Origin of the sequence: Acinetobacter sp. SwsAc6 (assembly GCF_013391565.1) — a bacterium.
Taxonomy (GTDB): Bacteria; Pseudomonadota; Gammaproteobacteria; order Pseudomonadales; family Moraxellaceae; genus Acinetobacter; species Acinetobacter cumulans.
The window spans coordinates 196,049-213,399 of record NZ_JACAXE010000004.1 but is presented as its reverse complement, the minus strand read 5'-3'; the positions used below and the strand labels follow the sequence as shown (position 1 = coordinate 213,399).

General features: G+C 42.3%; 17 protein-coding genes and 1 pseudogene. 3 read left to right on the top strand and 15 right to left on the bottom strand.

What is annotated here, in order from left to right; genetic code table 11:
* Positions 1-144 precede the first annotated feature (144 nt).
* Positions 145-927 (top strand): annotated as a pseudogene (locus HYG93_RS04680) (FMN-binding glutamate synthase family protein); the annotation flags it as partial.
* A gap of 63 nt (positions 928-990) precedes the next feature.
* Here the strand turns inward: HYG93_RS04680 and HYG93_RS04675 are convergent.
* Entirely contained in the window at positions 991-2,145 is a 1,155-nt protein-coding gene (locus tag HYG93_RS04675; RefSeq protein WP_178961919.1) for an alanine racemase, read from the bottom strand.
* Between the two features lies 1 nt (position 2,146).
* Positions 2,147-3,433, bottom strand: coding sequence for a D-arabinono-1,4-lactone oxidase (locus HYG93_RS04670; protein ID WP_178961917.1), 1,287 nt, complete (start codon positions 3,431-3,433; stop codon positions 2,147-2,149).
* A gap of 423 nt (positions 3,434-3,856) precedes the next feature.
* On the opposite strand from HYG93_RS04670, the gene HYG93_RS04665 reads away from it, so the two are divergent.
* Positions 3,857-5,497: an acyl-CoA synthetase gene (locus tag HYG93_RS04665; RefSeq protein WP_120365139.1), complete on the top strand. Its 1,641-nt coding sequence runs from the start codon at positions 3,857-3,859 to the stop codon at positions 5,495-5,497.
* A gap of 126 nt (positions 5,498-5,623) precedes the next feature.
* Here the strand turns inward: HYG93_RS04665 and yjgA are convergent, their stop codons facing one another.
* The 9 genes from yjgA to mazG form a co-directional block, all read right to left on the bottom strand.
* The gene (yjgA, locus tag HYG93_RS04660) at positions 5,624-6,157 is read right to left on the bottom strand and encodes a ribosome biogenesis factor YjgA (RefSeq protein WP_106986111.1); all 534 of its coding nucleotides are present in this window, start codon (positions 6,155-6,157) and stop codon (positions 5,624-5,626) included.
* 2 nt (positions 6,158-6,159) lie between these two features.
* On the bottom strand, positions 6,160-6,429 hold the full coding sequence (locus tag HYG93_RS04655) for an HPr family phosphocarrier protein (protein WP_026438354.1): 270 nt from the start codon (positions 6,427-6,429) through the stop codon (positions 6,160-6,162).
* A complete protein-coding gene (rapZ, locus tag HYG93_RS04650; RefSeq protein ID WP_106986110.1) occupies positions 6,426-7,277 on the bottom strand; it encodes an RNase adapter RapZ in 852 nt (283 codons plus the stop codon). Before rapZ ends, HYG93_RS04655 begins: the two co-directional genes overlap by 4 nt.
* 25 nt (positions 7,278-7,302) lie before the next feature.
* The gene (panC, locus tag HYG93_RS04645; protein ID WP_106986109.1) at positions 7,303-8,151 is read right to left on the bottom strand and encodes a pantoate--beta-alanine ligase; all 849 of its coding nucleotides are present in this window, start codon (positions 8,149-8,151) and stop codon (positions 7,303-7,305) included.
* A 3-nt stretch (positions 8,152-8,154) separates the two neighbouring features.
* Positions 8,155-8,964, bottom strand: coding sequence for a 3-methyl-2-oxobutanoate hydroxymethyltransferase (panB, locus tag HYG93_RS04640; protein WP_120364264.1), 810 nt, complete (start codon positions 8,962-8,964; stop codon positions 8,155-8,157).
* A gap of 42 nt (positions 8,965-9,006) precedes the next feature.
* Positions 9,007-9,495, bottom strand: coding sequence for a 2-amino-4-hydroxy-6-hydroxymethyldihydropteridine diphosphokinase (folK, locus tag HYG93_RS04635; protein WP_117007884.1), 489 nt, complete (start codon positions 9,493-9,495; stop codon positions 9,007-9,009).
* Positions 9,492-10,952, bottom strand: coding sequence for a polynucleotide adenylyltransferase PcnB (pcnB, locus tag HYG93_RS04630; protein ID WP_106986106.1), 1,461 nt, complete (start codon positions 10,950-10,952; stop codon positions 9,492-9,494). The genes folK and pcnB overlap by 4 nt, the downstream gene beginning before the upstream one ends.
* A gap of 134 nt (positions 10,953-11,086) precedes the next feature.
* The gene (locus tag HYG93_RS04625) at positions 11,087-11,485 is read right to left on the bottom strand and encodes a ComEA family DNA-binding protein (protein WP_106986105.1); all 399 of its coding nucleotides are present in this window, start codon (positions 11,483-11,485) and stop codon (positions 11,087-11,089) included.
* The gene (mazG, locus tag HYG93_RS04620) at positions 11,463-12,257 is read right to left on the bottom strand and encodes a nucleoside triphosphate pyrophosphohydrolase (protein ID WP_106986104.1); all 795 of its coding nucleotides are present in this window, start codon (positions 12,255-12,257) and stop codon (positions 11,463-11,465) included. Before mazG ends, HYG93_RS04625 begins: the two co-directional genes overlap by 23 nt.
* 94 nt (positions 12,258-12,351) lie before the next feature.
* Here mazG and HYG93_RS04615 point away from each other — a divergent pair, with 94 nt between their 5' ends.
* Positions 12,352-13,122 carry an SDR family oxidoreductase gene (locus tag HYG93_RS04615; RefSeq protein ID WP_120364262.1) on the top strand — a complete coding sequence of 257 codons (771 nt, stop codon included), beginning with the start codon at positions 12,352-12,354 and terminating at the stop codon, positions 13,120-13,122.
* A 55-nt stretch (positions 13,123-13,177) separates the two neighbouring features.
* Here the strand turns inward: HYG93_RS04615 and HYG93_RS04610 are convergent, their stop codons facing one another.
* The 4 genes from HYG93_RS04610 to HYG93_RS04595 all read right to left on the bottom strand — a co-directional run bounded on the left by HYG93_RS04610 (position 13,178) and on the right by HYG93_RS04595 (position 17,350).
* Positions 13,178-13,816 carry a 4'-phosphopantetheinyl transferase superfamily protein gene (locus tag HYG93_RS04610; RefSeq protein ID WP_106986102.1) on the bottom strand — a complete coding sequence of 213 codons (639 nt, stop codon included), beginning with the start codon at positions 13,814-13,816 and terminating at the stop codon, positions 13,178-13,180.
* Positions 13,817-13,922: 106 nt separating this feature from the next.
* A complete protein-coding gene (gene der, locus HYG93_RS04605) occupies positions 13,923-15,332 on the bottom strand; it encodes a ribosome biogenesis GTPase Der (protein ID WP_117007880.1) in 1,410 nt (469 codons plus the stop codon).
* A 174-nt stretch (positions 15,333-15,506) separates the two neighbouring features.
* Entirely contained in the window at positions 15,507-16,655 is a 1,149-nt protein-coding gene (bamB, locus tag HYG93_RS04600; protein ID WP_106986100.1) for an outer membrane protein assembly factor BamB, read from the bottom strand.
* On the bottom strand, positions 16,652-17,350 hold the full coding sequence (locus tag HYG93_RS04595) for a tetratricopeptide repeat protein (protein ID WP_106986099.1): 699 nt from the start codon (positions 17,348-17,350) through the stop codon (positions 16,652-16,654). The genes bamB and HYG93_RS04595 overlap by 4 nt, the downstream gene beginning before the upstream one ends.
* Between the last annotated feature and the right edge of the window lies 1 nt (position 17,351).

The window sequence follows — 17,351 nt, the reverse complement described above, 5'->3', positions numbered from 1 at the left end:
CTTCTTGAGTAAGATGAGTATAGTTCATGATGCAACTTTGACTTTGGTCGGTCGGAAGCATAATGCTAACTCATCTTGCTTTCTTCCAATACATTAATCTCTGTTGCACTTCATTTGAGAATCTAAGAAGTTAAAAAATGCCAAGCTTTTCATTTTAAAGGCGGGCAAGCCGCCAAAACGGGCACAGGTGGACATTTACCCGGTCATAAAGTAGTAGGTAAAATTGCCGAAGTACGTAATCTACCTGAAGGCGAAGCCGCAATTTCTCCAGCGACCTTCCCTGACTGGACGGAGCTGTCTCAATATAAAGACTTTGCAAATTATATCCGCGAAGAAACTGGTGGCATTCCAATTGGCTTTAAGCTGTCTGCTCAGCATATTGAAAAAGACATCGATGCAGCCATCGCGGTTGGTGTTGATTACATTATTTTAGATGGCCGTGGTGGGGGTACAGGTGCAGCACCCACGCTGTTCCGTGACAATATCTCCGTTCCGACCATTCCAGCACTGGCACGTGCACGTCGACACCTAGATCGCTTGGGTCGCCGAGATATCAGCTTAGTGATTACAGGTGGTTTACGTGTGCCTGCCGACTTTATTAAAGCTTTGGCTTTAGGTGCAGATGCAATTGCAGTGTCTAACTCTGCGATGCAAGCCATTGGCTGTTTGGGTATGCGCGCATGTCAATCCAATGATTGCTCAGTCGGTATTGCCACACAGCAAGATCATTTACATGCACGACTTGAAATTGAAAAATCTGCACAGCAATTGGCAAATTTCTTTCATGCATCTATTGAACTCATGCAAGTCATGGCGCGGGCATGTGGCCATCATCATCTAAATCAATTTTGTAAAGATGACCTCACCACATGGAAAAAAGAAATGTCTGAACTGACTGGCATTCATTATGGCGGGTTTCAGAATTAAGAACATCGCGATGAACATGCTGTAAAAGCAATGCTTAAAATGCCAAAAACAGATGGTGCACACTTAGTCTCTAAATGTGCACCACGTGGCATGTAGTTGCCTATTACGAATTACACACAGTGCCGCAAACTGCGCGATGATCGCCTCACTTTGACTGGGGCGAATAAACACATAATCATCGACCTGTATTTGGCAGCCTGAAGGTAGTTGCAACATTTCCTGATTGCTACTTCGACCATATAAACCATGTGGTTTTGCACCCAATGGGTACTCACATTTCCCCCGCCAATATCCGCCGTAAATAAATACCGCCTGTTGTTTGCGAAATACGCGTGACAAGAATGATAGTTCAGGTAATTGCACGTGAGGAATCACTTTTAAAACTGGTGCTGCAATCCACAGCGCAGGACGAAATGCCTTTAATGAACTTAACTCAAAATCCAGCGGTTTGACTAAAGCAGATCCCACCGCCAAATCATTACAAACCGTAGCTTGCTGATGTAAGCCAAAGCTGGCACTGCCTGCACCATTCAAGCACACGTCCTTTAATTCAGCTTCAGAAAAATACTGGCGTAGGCATCGTATAAAAAACTGATACCGTTGCTGTATACGTTGAAAAATAGCTTCTGGCTTAAACCAAGGCTGAGGCAACTTGCTCACATGCGCATCGTAGCCCATTAAGCCGCTGAGCTTCAAATACGGCGCATTCGCCTGAATCAATGCCAATGCCTGTGTAAAGTTGGTTTCGTCTGCAAAGCCACCTCGGTGCAAGCCTATATCAATTTCCAAACTTACCCTAAGTTGAATCTGTCTTGACTGCGCAAACTGCAAATATTGGTTTAAGCGCTCAACTGAGTCGATGAGCCATTGTATATTTTGCGATTCAAAAAGCTGTTGATCCGATCTTTGTAAAGATTGGATCGGCATAGGCTTGCCCAATAAAATATCACCCTGCGGAAATAGAGTTTGAATCTGTTTTAAATGTGGAAAATGGAACAGCATAAAGCGTTGGCTCGGCAATCGCTGGCTAATGTATTGCAACAACTCAGGACTTGCCAAAGACTTAACAACAATGCGCATCTGACATTGAGCATTCAATTGAGCTTGTAATGCAGCAAGGTTAGCATCTAAACTATCGAGATCTAACAGCAACTGTGCTTGCCCCGTTCCTGCTTGTATCAACTCACGATTCAGTGCTTCAAAGTACGCAACAGACATATCAATCACTACGTCCCCAAAATAAATGTTCCAGATGCGAATTGATCCACTTTTTCTCAGGATCTAACTGTTGCCGCAAATGCATAAAATCATCCCATTTCGGATACAAGGTACTTAACACATCTCCTCCTAGCGTGTGCAATTTCCCCCAATGTGGTCGTCCACCATATTTTTGAAAGATTGGCTCTGCCAATTTAAAAATACTGACATAATCTTGCCGATAGTACTGATGTATCGAAATTGAAATCGAGTCCTGCTGATAAAATGGGCTCAGCCAAATGTCATCGGCTTTGACATAACGAAATTCAATTGGAAAAAACATCGGGACTTTGTGCTTTTTTAAACAGTACATCAGCTCTTCTAAGCAAGCGAGTCCTTCTTTGACTGGCAACTGATATTCCATTTCGTTAAAGCGTGTTTCACGTACAGCGGGAAAGATCCGACTGGACCAATCAATTGCGGTACTCGGTCGTACCAATAGACTCACCAATTTCTGCAATGCTGGATTTAAAACAGGACATGACTTGGTGAGTTCAGAACAGATTCGTAAAAATACATCTTCATCTACAATTTGTTCTGTTTTAGGTTGTACGGGTTCATTGGTTTCGTCTAAAGTTTTTAAAATGACATTCGGCGAATGAATAAATGCCCAAAACTCGATATGCCGATGTTGTGATTTCCATTGCTCAATATGTTGGAGCACTTCTGTAAATGGGCAACTGCGGATCTGCTCTTTGAGCTTATACATGGGACGATTTTGTAATTTAATTTTAGTCATGAGCCCCAAGCTTCCAAAAGCAACGCGACCTGCTTGATATATCTCACGATGGTGCAATGCATCACACCAAATTAAATCGCCATCTGCCGTAATCAACTCAAAGCCTTCTACATAGGCAGATAGACATTGCAAATCGATCCCCGTGCCATGCGTTCCTGTCGCAATTGCACCCGCCAATGTCTGTTGATCTATATCCCCCTGATTCATGAGCGCCTGATTATAGGCAGCCAGTTTTTCACCTAAATCATATAAATGCGTACCTGCCTGCACCACACTTTGGCAATGCTGATCATCATGTGAGACCACACCTTTAAAGTAATCTAGGCTCAAAAGTACGTCATTGGTTTGGGCCAAGCGACTAAATGAATGCCCTGCACCGATCACTCGAATTTTGGGGTGTGTACGTATCACATTTTGTAATACCTCTAAGCTGTTCGGACGCAGTACTTTTGGATAGGCCTGTTGCGAACCTGACCAGTTCGACCAAAACTCGGATTGCATTTTTATCATTGTTATATCCTCAGTCTGTGCGCTAAGCACAATGCTGAATTGCTCTTCTTATTTTTTTAAAGTGTGCAATGCAATATTGACCCTTCCTATATGTATATGGCTCAATTTATAAACAAAAGTCAATCTACTTTAAGTTCTTGCTTAGCTATAAAAACGAAAAAGGCACAGCTATGCTGTTATTGAACGCTACCTTGTTGAATATACTTCATTAAAAATCTCACACACAGGTATGCTCTTTCTCATACTTCAGGACCCCAAAAGCTGTCTAAATCACCTCATCTCTCTATACCCAAAAAAAGATCAATGCACTCGACGTTAAGCATACAATAGAGTAAATACTCGACTAAAGAATAAATGCAACAATCCACAATTCTGAATATTGTGTAAGCAGGAAATTAGAATAAATAAATTTGGAGTTTTGACATGGTCAGTCCTTATGATGAATTGCCTCGTACACCGGCAAACTTCGTTGCATTATCACCTTTGCGCTATTTAGAACGGGCTGCATATATTTATCCAGACCAAGATGCGATTATTCATGGTGATCGTCATATCAGCTGGCGTCAAACGTATCAGCGCTGTCGTCAGTTTGCCCACCAATTACAGCAATTGGGCATTCAAAAAAATGACACTGTGTCGGTTTTACTTCCAAATATTCCAGCAATGATCGAAGCACACTTTGCAGTGCCTATGGCAGGTGCGGTTTTAAATACCCTTAATACCCGCTTAGATGCAAAAACCATTGCTTTCATGCTTGAACATGCTGAAAGCAAAGTTCTTTTGGTTGATCCTGAATTTACCAGCGTAGCACAAGAGGCCTTAGCCCTGATCAATAAAGAGATCTACATTATTGATGTCGCTGATGTTGAATATGAAGGCACCAGCCAACGCATTGGTCAAATTGAATATGAAGACTGGATTGCACAAGGTGATAGCAATTTCGAATGGGACCTCCCTGGCGATGAATGGGATGCGATTAGTCTGAGTTATACCTCAGGCACCACAGGCAATCCAAAAGGCGTGGTTTATCATCACCGTGGTGCTTATATTAATGCAGCCAGCAATATCATTGCCTGTGGTATGAAGCCACGTGCGACTTACCTTTGGACCCTCCCGCTGTTCCATTGTAATGGTTGGTGCTTTGGCTGGACCATGGCAGCCAATGGTGGAACCAATATCTGTTTACGTAAAGTTGATCCTGAGCTGATTTTCAAATTAATCGCTGAACATAAAGTGGATTATTTCTGCGGTGCGCCAATCGTACTTTCAATGTTGATCAATACCCCAGAAGAGAAAAAGACTTCATTCGATCATCGTGTAGAAGTGATGGTGGCTGGTGCAGCACCTCCAGCAGCCATTATTGAAGGCATGCGTGGTATTGGCATCAATGTGACTCATGTTTATGGCCTTACAGAAACCTATGGTCCTTCTGCACTGTGTGCTTCACAAGCAGGCTGGTCAGAGCTTTCAATTCAAGAACAAGCACAGCTACACTCGCGTCAAGGCGTACCATATCCACTTCAGGATGGCATGAAAGTGCTTGATCCAGAAACAATGCTCCCTGTAAAAAATGATGGCCAGACCATGGGTGAAATCATGTTCCGTGGCAACATTGTGATGAAAGGCTATTTGAAAAACCCCGAAGCTACGGCTGAAGCTTTTGCTGGTGGCTGGTTCCATACTGGTGATTTAGCAGTCTGCCAGCCCGATGGCTATGCAAAAATTACCGATCGCTCTAAAGATGTGATTATTTCAGGTGGCGAGAATATTTCATCGCTTGAAGTTGAAGAAGTCCTGTACCAGCACCCAGCAGTACTCACTGCGGCTGTCGTTGCGAAACCAGATCCACGTTGGCAAGAAGTCCCTTGTGCCTTCATTGAGCTCAAGGTCGGCAAAGAAGCCACTCCTGAGGAAATTATTGAATTCTGTAAGCAACACCTTGCACGCTTTAAAGTCCCTAAAGATGTGGTGATTACAGAAATTCCAAAAACCTCGACAGGTAAGTTACAAAAATTTGTCCTTCGTGACTGGGCAAAAGAACGTGCCACAGGTGAGTTCAGCTAAGCATTCAGTTAAAACAGAAAAACGACCGCTATGGGTCGTTTTTCTTTATGCACAGATAGAATCAATAGACATACTACTCATAGATTCAAAAAAAACAGCTCTTATGAGCCGTTTTTAATTACAACATTAATTGTCTGAAATTAATGCAACTTGCTGTACATAGTTGAATAATTTGAGTCTAGACGCTGCAATTTCTTCTTCCGTTGCATTCTTTGCGATATCACGATGAACACGTAAAGCATGCTGACGTAGAGTATGGCGCTCTGTCGCATTATAAGTTTTAGAAAAGTCATTAATGACTGGATCACCATCTTTAATAATGCGATCAACCCAACGATTCAACTGCGCAGTTTTTTTCAAACCTTGCTTCGGTGTTAAATACGATAAAATGACACTTTCATCTTCATTACGCATTAACTTGCCAATACGCGAGCATTGACGGCGACGCGCTTCATGCGATGAAATTGCTTGAATATCAAGAAGCGCTTCAATCAAGCGCTCATCCACTGGAAGATTTTTGATTTGTTTAGGACTCAGCTCTGCAAGCTGTTCACCCAAAGCGGCCATACGCTGTACAGCCTTCTTTTGTTCGGTTTTGCTTGCACGTCCTTCTAGAGATTCAAAATCATCTTCAGTAAAACGAGTTGGTCGACGTGCCACGATTAATCTGCCTCATAAAATTTTGCTGCGAATAATGCTTGAATATCAGACAAAGCTTTTTCTTCATCTGCACCATCAATCACTAAGCGCAAAGTTGTGCCTTTACCAGCACCGAGCATGAGCAAAGACATAATGTTTTTTGCGTCTACTAATTTATCACCTTTGCCAATCTGAATCGATGAGCGAAATTTAGTGGTGACTTCAATGAGTTTTCCAGACGCACGCGCATGTAAACCTAGTTTGTTTATTACGTCAACAGTTGTGTCTATCATGACCAGTGCTTCATTTCTCTATGTAAGACCTGAACAGACCATTTTGCCTCAAGGGCTCTCTTGAGTCTATCCACAATATAAACCGAACGATGTTGTCCACCCGTACAACCGATAGAAACCGTCATATAATGGCGGTGTCCTTCTGCAAAAGCAGGCAACCACTTTTCTAAAAATTGATAAATATCAGTAAACATTTCATTGGTTTGTGCACTGCTTTCTAAGAATTTTTGTACAGGTACATCTAAACCAGAAAATTTTCTTAACTCTAAATCCCAATGCGGGTTAGGTAAATGCCGAACATCAAACACATAGTCCGCATCTAAAGGGATGCCATGTTTAAAACCAAAAGACTGTAAAATAACAATTAATTGGTCAGCTTGCCCTAATTTAGATAAAAGCACATGCTTTAAATCATGTACGCTTTTATCTGTGGTGTCGATATGTACTGTCGCACGAAATTGAATCGGCAACAACAAATCTTTTTCTTGTTGAATACATTCATTCAAACTATTAAAACGGCTGGATAATGGATGAGGACGACGCGATGCACTAAAGCGTGCTATCAGTTCCTGATCACGCGTAGTCAAATAAATCACATCCACGGCACCATGCTTTTGCAATAATGAAAAAACATGGTCAAACTCTTGCATATCTTGGCGTGTACTTCGAACATCCACCCCTAAGGCCAGTTGCTCGAGATTATTTTCCTGATCTAATTTTTCAACAATTTCAGGCAACAGCGCGAGAGGCAAATTATCAATACAGTAATACCCCAAATCTTCCAGCACCTGCAAAGCAGATGACTTTCCTGATCCTGACTGGCCTGTAACGATTAAAATTCGTTTCATCGCGCGTGCTGTCCTTTCATGCAAATTAAGATGCAGTAAACTTAACCTGTAAATTATCAATTAAGCGTGTTTTGCCAATTTTGGCTGCTACAAACAAGACGACGTCTTGATTAAAGCTATCGACTTTTTGAAGTTCTGGGCTACGTGCTTCCACATAATCCACCACAAAACCAGCATCCGTTAATGTTGCTCGAATTGTATTTAAAGCATCTGACAACGCAGTGCCTGACGTGAGTTGTTGTGCTGCCGTTTGTAAGCTTTGGTAAATAACTGGAGCAATTTCACGGTGCTCAGGGCTTAAGTAACCATTACGTGAGCTGAGTGCCAAACCATCTGCAGCGCGTGTAATCGGCACACCAATCACTTCTAAAGGAATATTTAAATCACGCACAAACTGACGAATCACAGCCAGTTGTTGATAGTCTTTTTGACCAAAAAATGCAAAATTGGGTTGCACCATGTTAAAGAGTTTGGTCACAACTACTGCAACACCATCAAAATGACCTGGGCGCTGTGCACCACATAAATCATCTGTAATGTTATTCACTGAAATATTGGTTAGACGCGGTTGATTGCCATACATTTGCTCTACAGTTGGCGCAAAAACGATGTCACAACCCACATCAGCTAAAAGTTGCTGATCGCGTTCTAAAGTACGTGGATAATTATCAAAATCTTCATTTGGCCCAAACTGAATTGGGTTGACAAAGATACTCACCACCACCACATCACAGAGTTTACGCGCTTCACGTACAAGGTTTAAATGCCCTTCGTGCAAATTACCCATAGTTGGAACAAAGCCAATAATTTTACGTGCTGCTTTTGCAGGACTCAGCGATGCAGTCAAGCCTTGAATCGTGGTTTCAGTTTTCATCTTTTATAACTCAATTTGGAAAGTTTGTTCTTTTGCAGGGAAAGATCCATCGAGCACTGCGGCATGGTAAGCCTTAAATGCATCTAAAATAGCCGTCTCACCTGACTGTTCTTTCATAAAGTTACGTACAAATTTCGCAACATGGCTAAATGTAAGCCCGAGCATATCTTGCTGTACCAACACTTGGCCATCCGTATCTGCCCCAGCACCAATACCAATCACAGGTGTTTGCGGGAACAATTCACTAATTTCTTTACCGACTTGTGCTGGAACGCATTCCAACAACAAAATCGCAGCGCCTGCATCAACCACAGCTTTACAGTCTGCAATAAGCTGATCTGCTGTTTCACGTGTACGGGCTTGGACTTTATAGCCACCAAATACGTGTACAGATTGAGGTGTTAAACCTAAATGCACACATACAGGAATCCCGTTACGTGTCAGCGTTGCCACAGTTTCTGCTAACCATGCCCCACCCTCAAGTTTCACCATGTGCGCACCGGCTTGCATAATGGTTTTTGAGTTTTCTAAGGCATCATTTAAAGTTGCATAACTCATAAATGGCAGATCAGTTAAAATAAAGGCATGTTGATTACCACGGCGCACTGTTGCAGTGTGGTATGCCATATCTTCAACAGTTACAGGCAAAGTCGAATCATGACCTTGAATGGTCATTCCGAGTGAATCACCTACTAAGATTGTATCAATTTCAGCAACTTCCATTGCTTTTGCCATACTTGCATCATAACAAGTTAAGCAAGAAAACTTTCGGCCTTCCGCTTTAAATTTTTTTAAGTGGCTTAGACTGATCATCTAGAATTTCCTCTTATGGCCATATTTTCAGCCAATAAAAATTTAAATTTTTGCCCAATTTCCTGCATCTAAGACAGTCAGACTGACTTGATCCAGAATGGGTAAAGTATTTAATTGTTGTCCATTTAACTGTAGATTTTCATCTAAATCGAGTAATGGAATCAGCACAAAATCACGTTCCATCACGCCTACATGAGGCACAATTAAACGCGGATGTTGAATATTTTGTTGGCCATAAATCAACAAATCTAGGTCAAGTGTACGCTCGCCCCAACGGCGTAGACGTACGCGACCAGACTCTTGTTCAAAGCGCTGTAATTCATCAAGTAATGCCAATGGTTCTAAATCGGTTTGCAATTGCACTACAGCATTTAAATAATTCGGTTGATCCTGCGGACCCATGGGCGGACTTTGGTACAGTTTAGAGACTTTAACCGTACCTAGTGTCGACAATTTATGCACAGCTTCGGTCAAAATTTGCAGAGAATCCCCCAAATTACTGCCTAAGCCAATATAGGTAATCACGCTCATTGCGTTGGTCCAAAAATCACCGTGCTCAAATCTCGTTTTACACGCTTACGTTTTAGAATTGGGTGATCTGCCGTAATTTGATCATTCCCCCCATTCACCGCCTGTGCTTTAAAGTCAGCTTGTTGCTTGGCTTTACGCGCACGACGACTACGAGGTTCTGGCTCATTCACCAAAGGTTCAATCTCAGCTTGTTGAACTTGATGTAATGGCTTAATGTCTTCTTGAGTAGCACCTTTACGGCGCCCTTTCGCACGTTGGCGATTGTAGTCCGCAATCGCACGTTCTTTTTCATCTGTGCTAAGTGTTTGGTAAGTATCCCACCACACACCCATGCCTTGAGTCGTTTGATCACCCGATTTTTCACGTAGCAATAAAAAGTCAAAACCCGCACGGAAACGTGCATGTCCAGACAATGCTTCAATTTGCTGCGGTTTTGGATTAAGCAAACGCGTCTGCATCTCCCAAACTTCACGAATAAAAGTTTCTGCAAAACGTGGAATAACAGTACGTGTCGCTTGACGTTTAAGCACATCTAAACCAGCCTGAGCACGAGCTTCAGCAGCAACTACGCCTTTTTTCGCATAAAACTCACAACGCTCAAGGAAAGGCTTCCACAGCAACACTGCATAGAAAAATGCAGGATTGATGGTCTTACCAATTGAGATACGCTGGTCTGTGTTTTTGGCTGCGCGCTCGATAAATGGCGTGATATTTGGCTGGATATCCGCAAATAACTGATGCCAGATCTCGAATTCTATCAGCATTGGCATGACACGGTTTAAGTGTCCCATCGTGAAGAGTTTCTGGGACTCATCGTATAAACGATGTGGAGACACATCACGGAGTAATTGCGCAGTTTCAGGTGTAAAGACATCCAAAATGCTTTGATCGATAGAGAAGTTTAATTTCGCTGCAAAACGCAATGTGCGTAACATACGCACAGGATCTTCTTCAAAACGAAGCATTGGATCGCCCAATAAACTTAACTTTTTCGCTTTGATGTCTTCATAGGCATTACAAAAATCGAGCACGATACCTTTGCGTGGCTGGTAATACATGGCATTAATTGAAAAATCACGTCGTGCAAAATCTTGCTCAATGGTTCCCCAGTTATTGTCACGTAAAATCATGCCTGCAGCAGAAGTTACTGCTTTTTTCGGAGGTGCACGAAAAGTAGCAACTTCAATGAGTTCACGACCTGAATAGACATGTGCCAACTCAAAGCGACGTCCGATAATCCGACAACGTCGTCCGAAGACTTCTTTAACTTGTGATGGTGTGGCATTCGTCACCGCATCAAAATCCTTAGGATTCAGACCCAGCATTAAATCACGTACACCACCGCCGACGATATAAGCTTCATAGCCTGCCTTAGTTAAGGCATCAATCACATCTAATATGGAAGAAGGTAATTGTGCGGTAGATAAACCGCATTTGGACGCGCGCAAAGTTTGCAAAAGACGCTGTCTCCTACGTCTGGACGTAAAAATTTTAAGATGCCGTAATCATATCTCTAACACAATCAAAGGGCAATTTGATTCTATCAATCCAACCGTATTGCCTAGATTGGAATTTTCTACAATTGCAATATTTACAAACTTAAGCGCGCTCTATTTTTGGCATACAAAGCAGGCCCTATACCTTTGACTTGTTGGATTTCTTCAATGCTTTTGAACTTCCCGTTTTGGCTCCGATACGCAATGATTGCCTCAGCTTTTTTCTGACCAATACCGTGTAATTGTTGTAACTGCTCACTATTCGCAGTGTTTAAACTCACTTTGGCGCCTGAAGTATTCGCATGTAACGTAGGTTTAGCCAAATAATGCTGTGCCGTAGCATCTGGGGTTTTCAAGCGCTGATCATGTGCCTGTTGCGTCGCTTTCCACTGCGTGTAGTCTGCAGTTTCAGCTTTAGCCCAAGACATGCTCAGTGTCATCAAAATCATTAACCAAAGAAGAAGCTGTGCTTTATTCAATCCGCCCTGTTTCATGCTGTGCCTGCTGTTTTAAGTGTTGTTTTGCCTGTTCCCACAGCTGATCCATTTCAGCCAGTGACAGGTCTTCTATATTGTTATTGTGTAATGCAACCTGTGATTCTATATATGCAAAGCGTGAGCGAAATTTTTGAATCGTGCCCAACAATGCAATCTCACTAGAGATGCCTAGTTTACGACCAACATTCACCAGTGAAAATAAGCAATCGCCAAATTCATCTATAATTTCATCGGAATTTTGCGAAGCCAAAGCCTCTTGAAATTCTGCCAATTCTTCTTCGACCTTGCCATACGCCTCTTGCACATCTGGAAAATCGAACCCTATTTTGGCAACTTTTTTTTGGATCTCTTCTGCTTGATTCAATGCAGGGCCAGGTTTAATTGCATCTAAGCGGGATGCACTTTTTCCAGCACGTTCCTCTGCTTTAATTTTTTGCCAAAGCTTGGCAACATCGTCCGCATTGAGCTGGCTAAATTGCTCGGCTTGAAACACATGCGGATGACGACGAATTAATTTTTCTGAAATCGCATTCACGACATCATCAAAGGTGAAAGCCCCCATTTCACTATACATTTGCGATTGAAACACCACCTGTAAGAGCAAATCACCAAGTTCATTTTTGATCTCATCAATATGACCTTCACGAATTGCCGCTTCAACTTCGTATGCTTCTTCAATGGCATATTGAGTGAGGCTTTGTGGCGTTTGTTGTTGATCCCAAGGGCACTTCATCCGTAGCTCTTGCATAATATTCAATAAACGTTCCACATTTCACCTCAGTGTTTTTCATGTTGCTCAAGATTTCCTCATTTTATTTTGTTATGCTCAAAATCGCATAGGGAAAATAAGGAGAATCATAAAAGTGCAAAGTATATTTATTAGTGGGGCAGCACAAGGCATTGGTGCAGCAACCGCACAATTATTTTATCAACAGGGCTATAAAGTCGGTATTTACGACATTAACGTCGTACAAGCTCAACAACTGGCTCAGCAACTTGGCCCCCATGCCAAAGCAGGCTTACTCGATGTCAGCAATGCTCAACACTGGGAAAATGCGCTCGCAGAATTTAGCACTTGGGCAGGTGAGCTCAATATCTTGGTCAATAATGCAGGAATTCTCTACTCTGGCCCCTTTGAAGAGACTGAACTCAGTACTCACCTTAAAACCGTCGACATTAATATTAAGGGCGTTTTGACGGGTTGCTATTTAGCATTGCCCTATTTACGCCAAGCATCTTTTGCACGTGTGATTAATCTATCTTCTGCTTCTGCCATTTATGGTCAACCCGATTTAGTCAGCTATGCCGCATCTAAATTTGCAGTCCGAGGCCTGACCGAGGGTCTAGATATTGAATGGCAAAAATACGGGATTCGCGTGTTCGATATTATGCCTTTATTTGTACAAACCAATATGGTGAAAAACATGAATGCAGGGAGTATTCACAATATGGGGGTACACTTAAGTGCTACAGATGTTGCACGGCAAATACTACACACAGTCCAATTAAAAGATACGCCTTTTACCGTCACGCATCATACAGTTGGCCTAAAGGCCAAAGTCCTCATGACACTCTCCAATGTAAGCCCACAGTTTGTTAATCGAATGAGCAATCTTTGGATTAGCAAAAAATAGTTAAGCAATCCACTGCACAGCATCTTGCACGTGATTCAGACTTCATTTAAACAAACTAAAGGTGCGAATGAACTGCAATCACGGGCAGGCGAAAACCCTGACAAGAACGTTCTGTACGCCAAGCCACACTAAGCATAGCTTTTCCAATCACATAACATTGATAAGCAAACACCCCAAGTTCAGGATGACTACATATTCCACTGTTTTGTGTAGCATGAGCTTGTGTGTTCAGCTCATGTAAATTCAGGCGAATGCCGAGCCCTGATGCCTTTAATACAGCCTCTTTAATGGTCCAAACCTTAAACCAATATTCCGTATCCTCTGCTAAATCGCGCCAATGTTGTATTTCTTCGGGATGAAATGCGTGTTGAGCCAAAGCAGCAAAGCGCACAACACGATCAAGGTCTTCCACATCAACCCCCAAATCTGCCACACGATGGCTCGTGGCTAAGGCATAATGTTTTTGACTGTGACTATGATTAAAATAAAATTTCGGATGTTCAAGCAAATAAGGTTTGCCATATTCAGTCCGTGCAAAATCTGTATTTTGAATAGGTTGCTCAAGCACTGCTGATAAATAACGATTGCGCATTTCGGCTGTCATTACTTTGCGATGTTGTACTTGTTGCTGACGGTTCAGCTGTAAATCTGCTAATTGTACAATCTGCTGTAGATCAATCCGAATCTGCGCCATCAAGCTGACCTCAATTTCATGTGTGTAAACCAATTTAACTCACCAATCTCTAGTCTAGCCCAAAGCGCAAAAAGCCTGCAATTGCAGGCTTTTTGAGATCAACGAATTAACGTTTAAATTTCTTTTCAGCTTTCTTAAACTTCTGAACATAACGGCGTTTACGTGCCAAAGTACGTTCATCCACTTGAGATTTACGACCTTCAAATGGGTTTTCAGAGGTTTTAAATTCGATCTTCACTGGCGTACCTTCAAGCTTGTACACTTTACGGAACACGTTTTCTAAGTAACGACGGTAATCCGCAGGTGTTTTATCCACTTTGTTACCATGGATCACAATCGTTGGTGGGTTTTGACCGCCAATATGCGCATAACGCATTTTGATTGCACGACCTTGCACTTTCGGTGGATGGTGCGCATCTGTCGCATCATTCAAAATTTGGGTGATTTTTGCTGGTGAAACCTTCAAACGTGATGAATCATACGCACGGTGAATTGAAGGATAAAGATCGCCAACACCTGTACCATGCAAAGCAGAAATCAAATGAATTTTTGCCCATGGAATAAAGTCAAAACGACGCTCAACATCAAGTTTACATTGCTTACGATCATATTCAGACATATTGTCCCATTTATTAATCGCAATCACCATCGCACGACCCGCTTCAATGGCATAGCCAATCAAGTGTAAGTCTTGCTCAACAATCCCTTCACGCGCATCGACCACTACCACAATCACGTTGGCATCTTTCATCGCTTGTAAAGTTTTAACAATTGAGAACTTCTCAATCATTTCATCCACTTTACCTTTACGACGTACACCAGCAGTATCGATTAATGTGTATTTACGGCCATCACGTTCAAAAGGAATATAAATCGAGTCACGCGTTGTACCTGGTTGGTCAAATGCAACAACACGATCTTCACCCAATAAACGGTTTACTAGCGTAGATTTACCCACGTTTGGACGACCAATGATCGCAAGGCGTAAGCCTGTATCTTTGTCATGTTCTGCAGCATCTTCATCTTCAGGTACGTCTGTAAGGACTTCCTCAAGCATTTGTTGTACGCCACGGCCATGGCTGGCTGCAACCTGCAAAGGCTCACCCATACCTAACTTGTAAAATTCAACAAGTGCGGCTTCAGCATGTACACCATCAACTTTGTTAGCAACAAGATAAACTTTTTTACCTAATGTACGTAGCTCACGAGCAATCTGTTCATCAGATGCCAACAGTCCCGCACGAGCATCGACCACAAAAATGATCATATCTGCTTCGTTGATTGCAGTTTTTGACTGCTCAGCCATGTATGAGTCAATACCACCTTCATTTTCGCCAATACCACCAGTATCAACAACAATGAATGATTTATTTTGATACGTTGCATCACCATATTTACGGTCACGTGTAAGACCTGCAAAATCGGCAACAAGTGCATCACGGCTCTTAGTAATCTGGTTAAACAACGTTGATTTTCCGACGTTCGGACGACCAATGAGCGCAATTACGGGTTTCATAGATTAACCTTTATTCAAGATCAGCCAGCTAGGTCTGGTCTGAACATCAGAAAGTTTGGGAAGAATAAGAATTGGATTTAGGCCCAAAAATAAATAAAAACACGGGGTATTGAATAACAATCACCCCGCGTTCAAAAATACGGTTGGCTTATTTTAGCATAAGCCAACGAAAAATTAACGGTTCTGCCAAATGCTCATTGCACCCTTACGCGTCGCAACAAATAATTGATTGTCGATTACGCGTAAAGTACGGACATCACCGCTGGTTTTTGCACGGCCAATAATATTTCCTGTGCTCGGATCAATCAAGTGTAATACACCATCCAAATCACCCACCACAAGGTTTTGACCTAACATTACAGGGTTACTGAGTTTACGATTCAACAGCTGATCGTTTTCCCAAAGTTTATGACCTGTGGTAATTTCATAAGCCGTGATTTTGCCATCATTTTGCGCCACAAACACACCGTTACCTGAAACTTCTGGGCGCTGCGTACTGCTCGCATCTTCACTCCAAATCACTTGTTGGCTCACCATATCCATCACAGTCACTTGACCTTGATAGCTGGTTGTTACCAAAAATTGACCTGCAACTGTCGGCTCACCATCAATATCAACTAAACGCTGAATATCCGAACGGCCTTCCGTTACTGCCATACGACGTTGTAAACGCGGTGCGCCACTTAAAGCATCAATAGCATAAATATAAGCATTTGCTGAGGCAATCAATACATTTCGAGCATCCAGCGCGACAGGTGCTGCTTGGCCACGCAAACTAAACTGTACGTTTGGTAAGCTGTATGTCCACGCTTGTTTACCTGTATCAAGCTCATGCGCATAAACCGTACCATCGTTGGCTACGGTAATTACACGACCCGCATGAATCAACGACGGCGCAAGAATTGCACCAGACAATTGTGCTGTCCACTTTTGTTCGCCTGTCGCTTGATCCAAAGCAAACAATTGACCTTTCTGGTTACCCACAACAACAAGACCTTCGGCTGCTTCTACACCAGAACTCAAACCTTGTTTGCTGACATTTTTCTGCCAAAGACGTTGTTTACCTTGATAAGCCTCAACTTCGCCCTTTGGATTAATGACATACACTACACCGTTGTTTGAATCCAAACGTAAACGTAATGGGTCTGCTTCGCTGGTCGATGCAACACTGGTAGAAAATACAGAGCTCAGTGTTTGTGGATTGACTAATTTTGGTAAAGGATTTGGCTTTGGCTCTTCTACCTTTGGACCTTTACTTGCACATCCGGTTAGTGCAAGTGTTAAAACTGTCAATGCACACGCAAATTTGTATTTTCTATTCATTCAGCTTCTTCCACATGTGTATCTAATATCGGGCGTTCAATTTCTGGATCATCAACTAAAACGCCTACACTTTCGAGTTTAATTTGTAAAATTTGGCGTTCTTCTTTACGTTCTACCAACGCATCCCATGCACTTTGATATACTTTTTTAGCATTTTCAATATCATTTTTTGCAACATACACATCACCACGCGCTTCATCAGCTGTTGCTTTAAAGGCAGGATCAGTCACAGCTACTAAGGTTTTTAAGGCCTCATCATATTTCTTCTGTGCCAATTGTGCATAAGCCAAACGTAATTTCACGACTTGTACTAAGCCTTGATCATCTACTTTTGAGTTTTCAACTTTTTTCAATGCTTTTTCAGCACTTGCATAGTCTGACTTATCATAAGCCAATTTCGCCATCAGCAATTGTGCTTGAATTGCCTGAGCTGAGTCAGGTGCATCTTTTACAATTTTATCTGCAGATGTCGACAGTTGAGTAAATGCATCACCCTGTGCAGACTGCGCATCACCAATCAATTGTTGCACTCTGGCTGTTTCCACTTGGGACTCAGCCAGATTTTTCTTCTGCCAATATTCCCAACCGAAAAAGGCAATCAACGCAATTAAAATCCCGCTAATAATGGCAGAACCATACTTCTTAGAGAATGATTTCAAGTTATCAAGCTGTTCATCATCACTTAATGCGCTCATG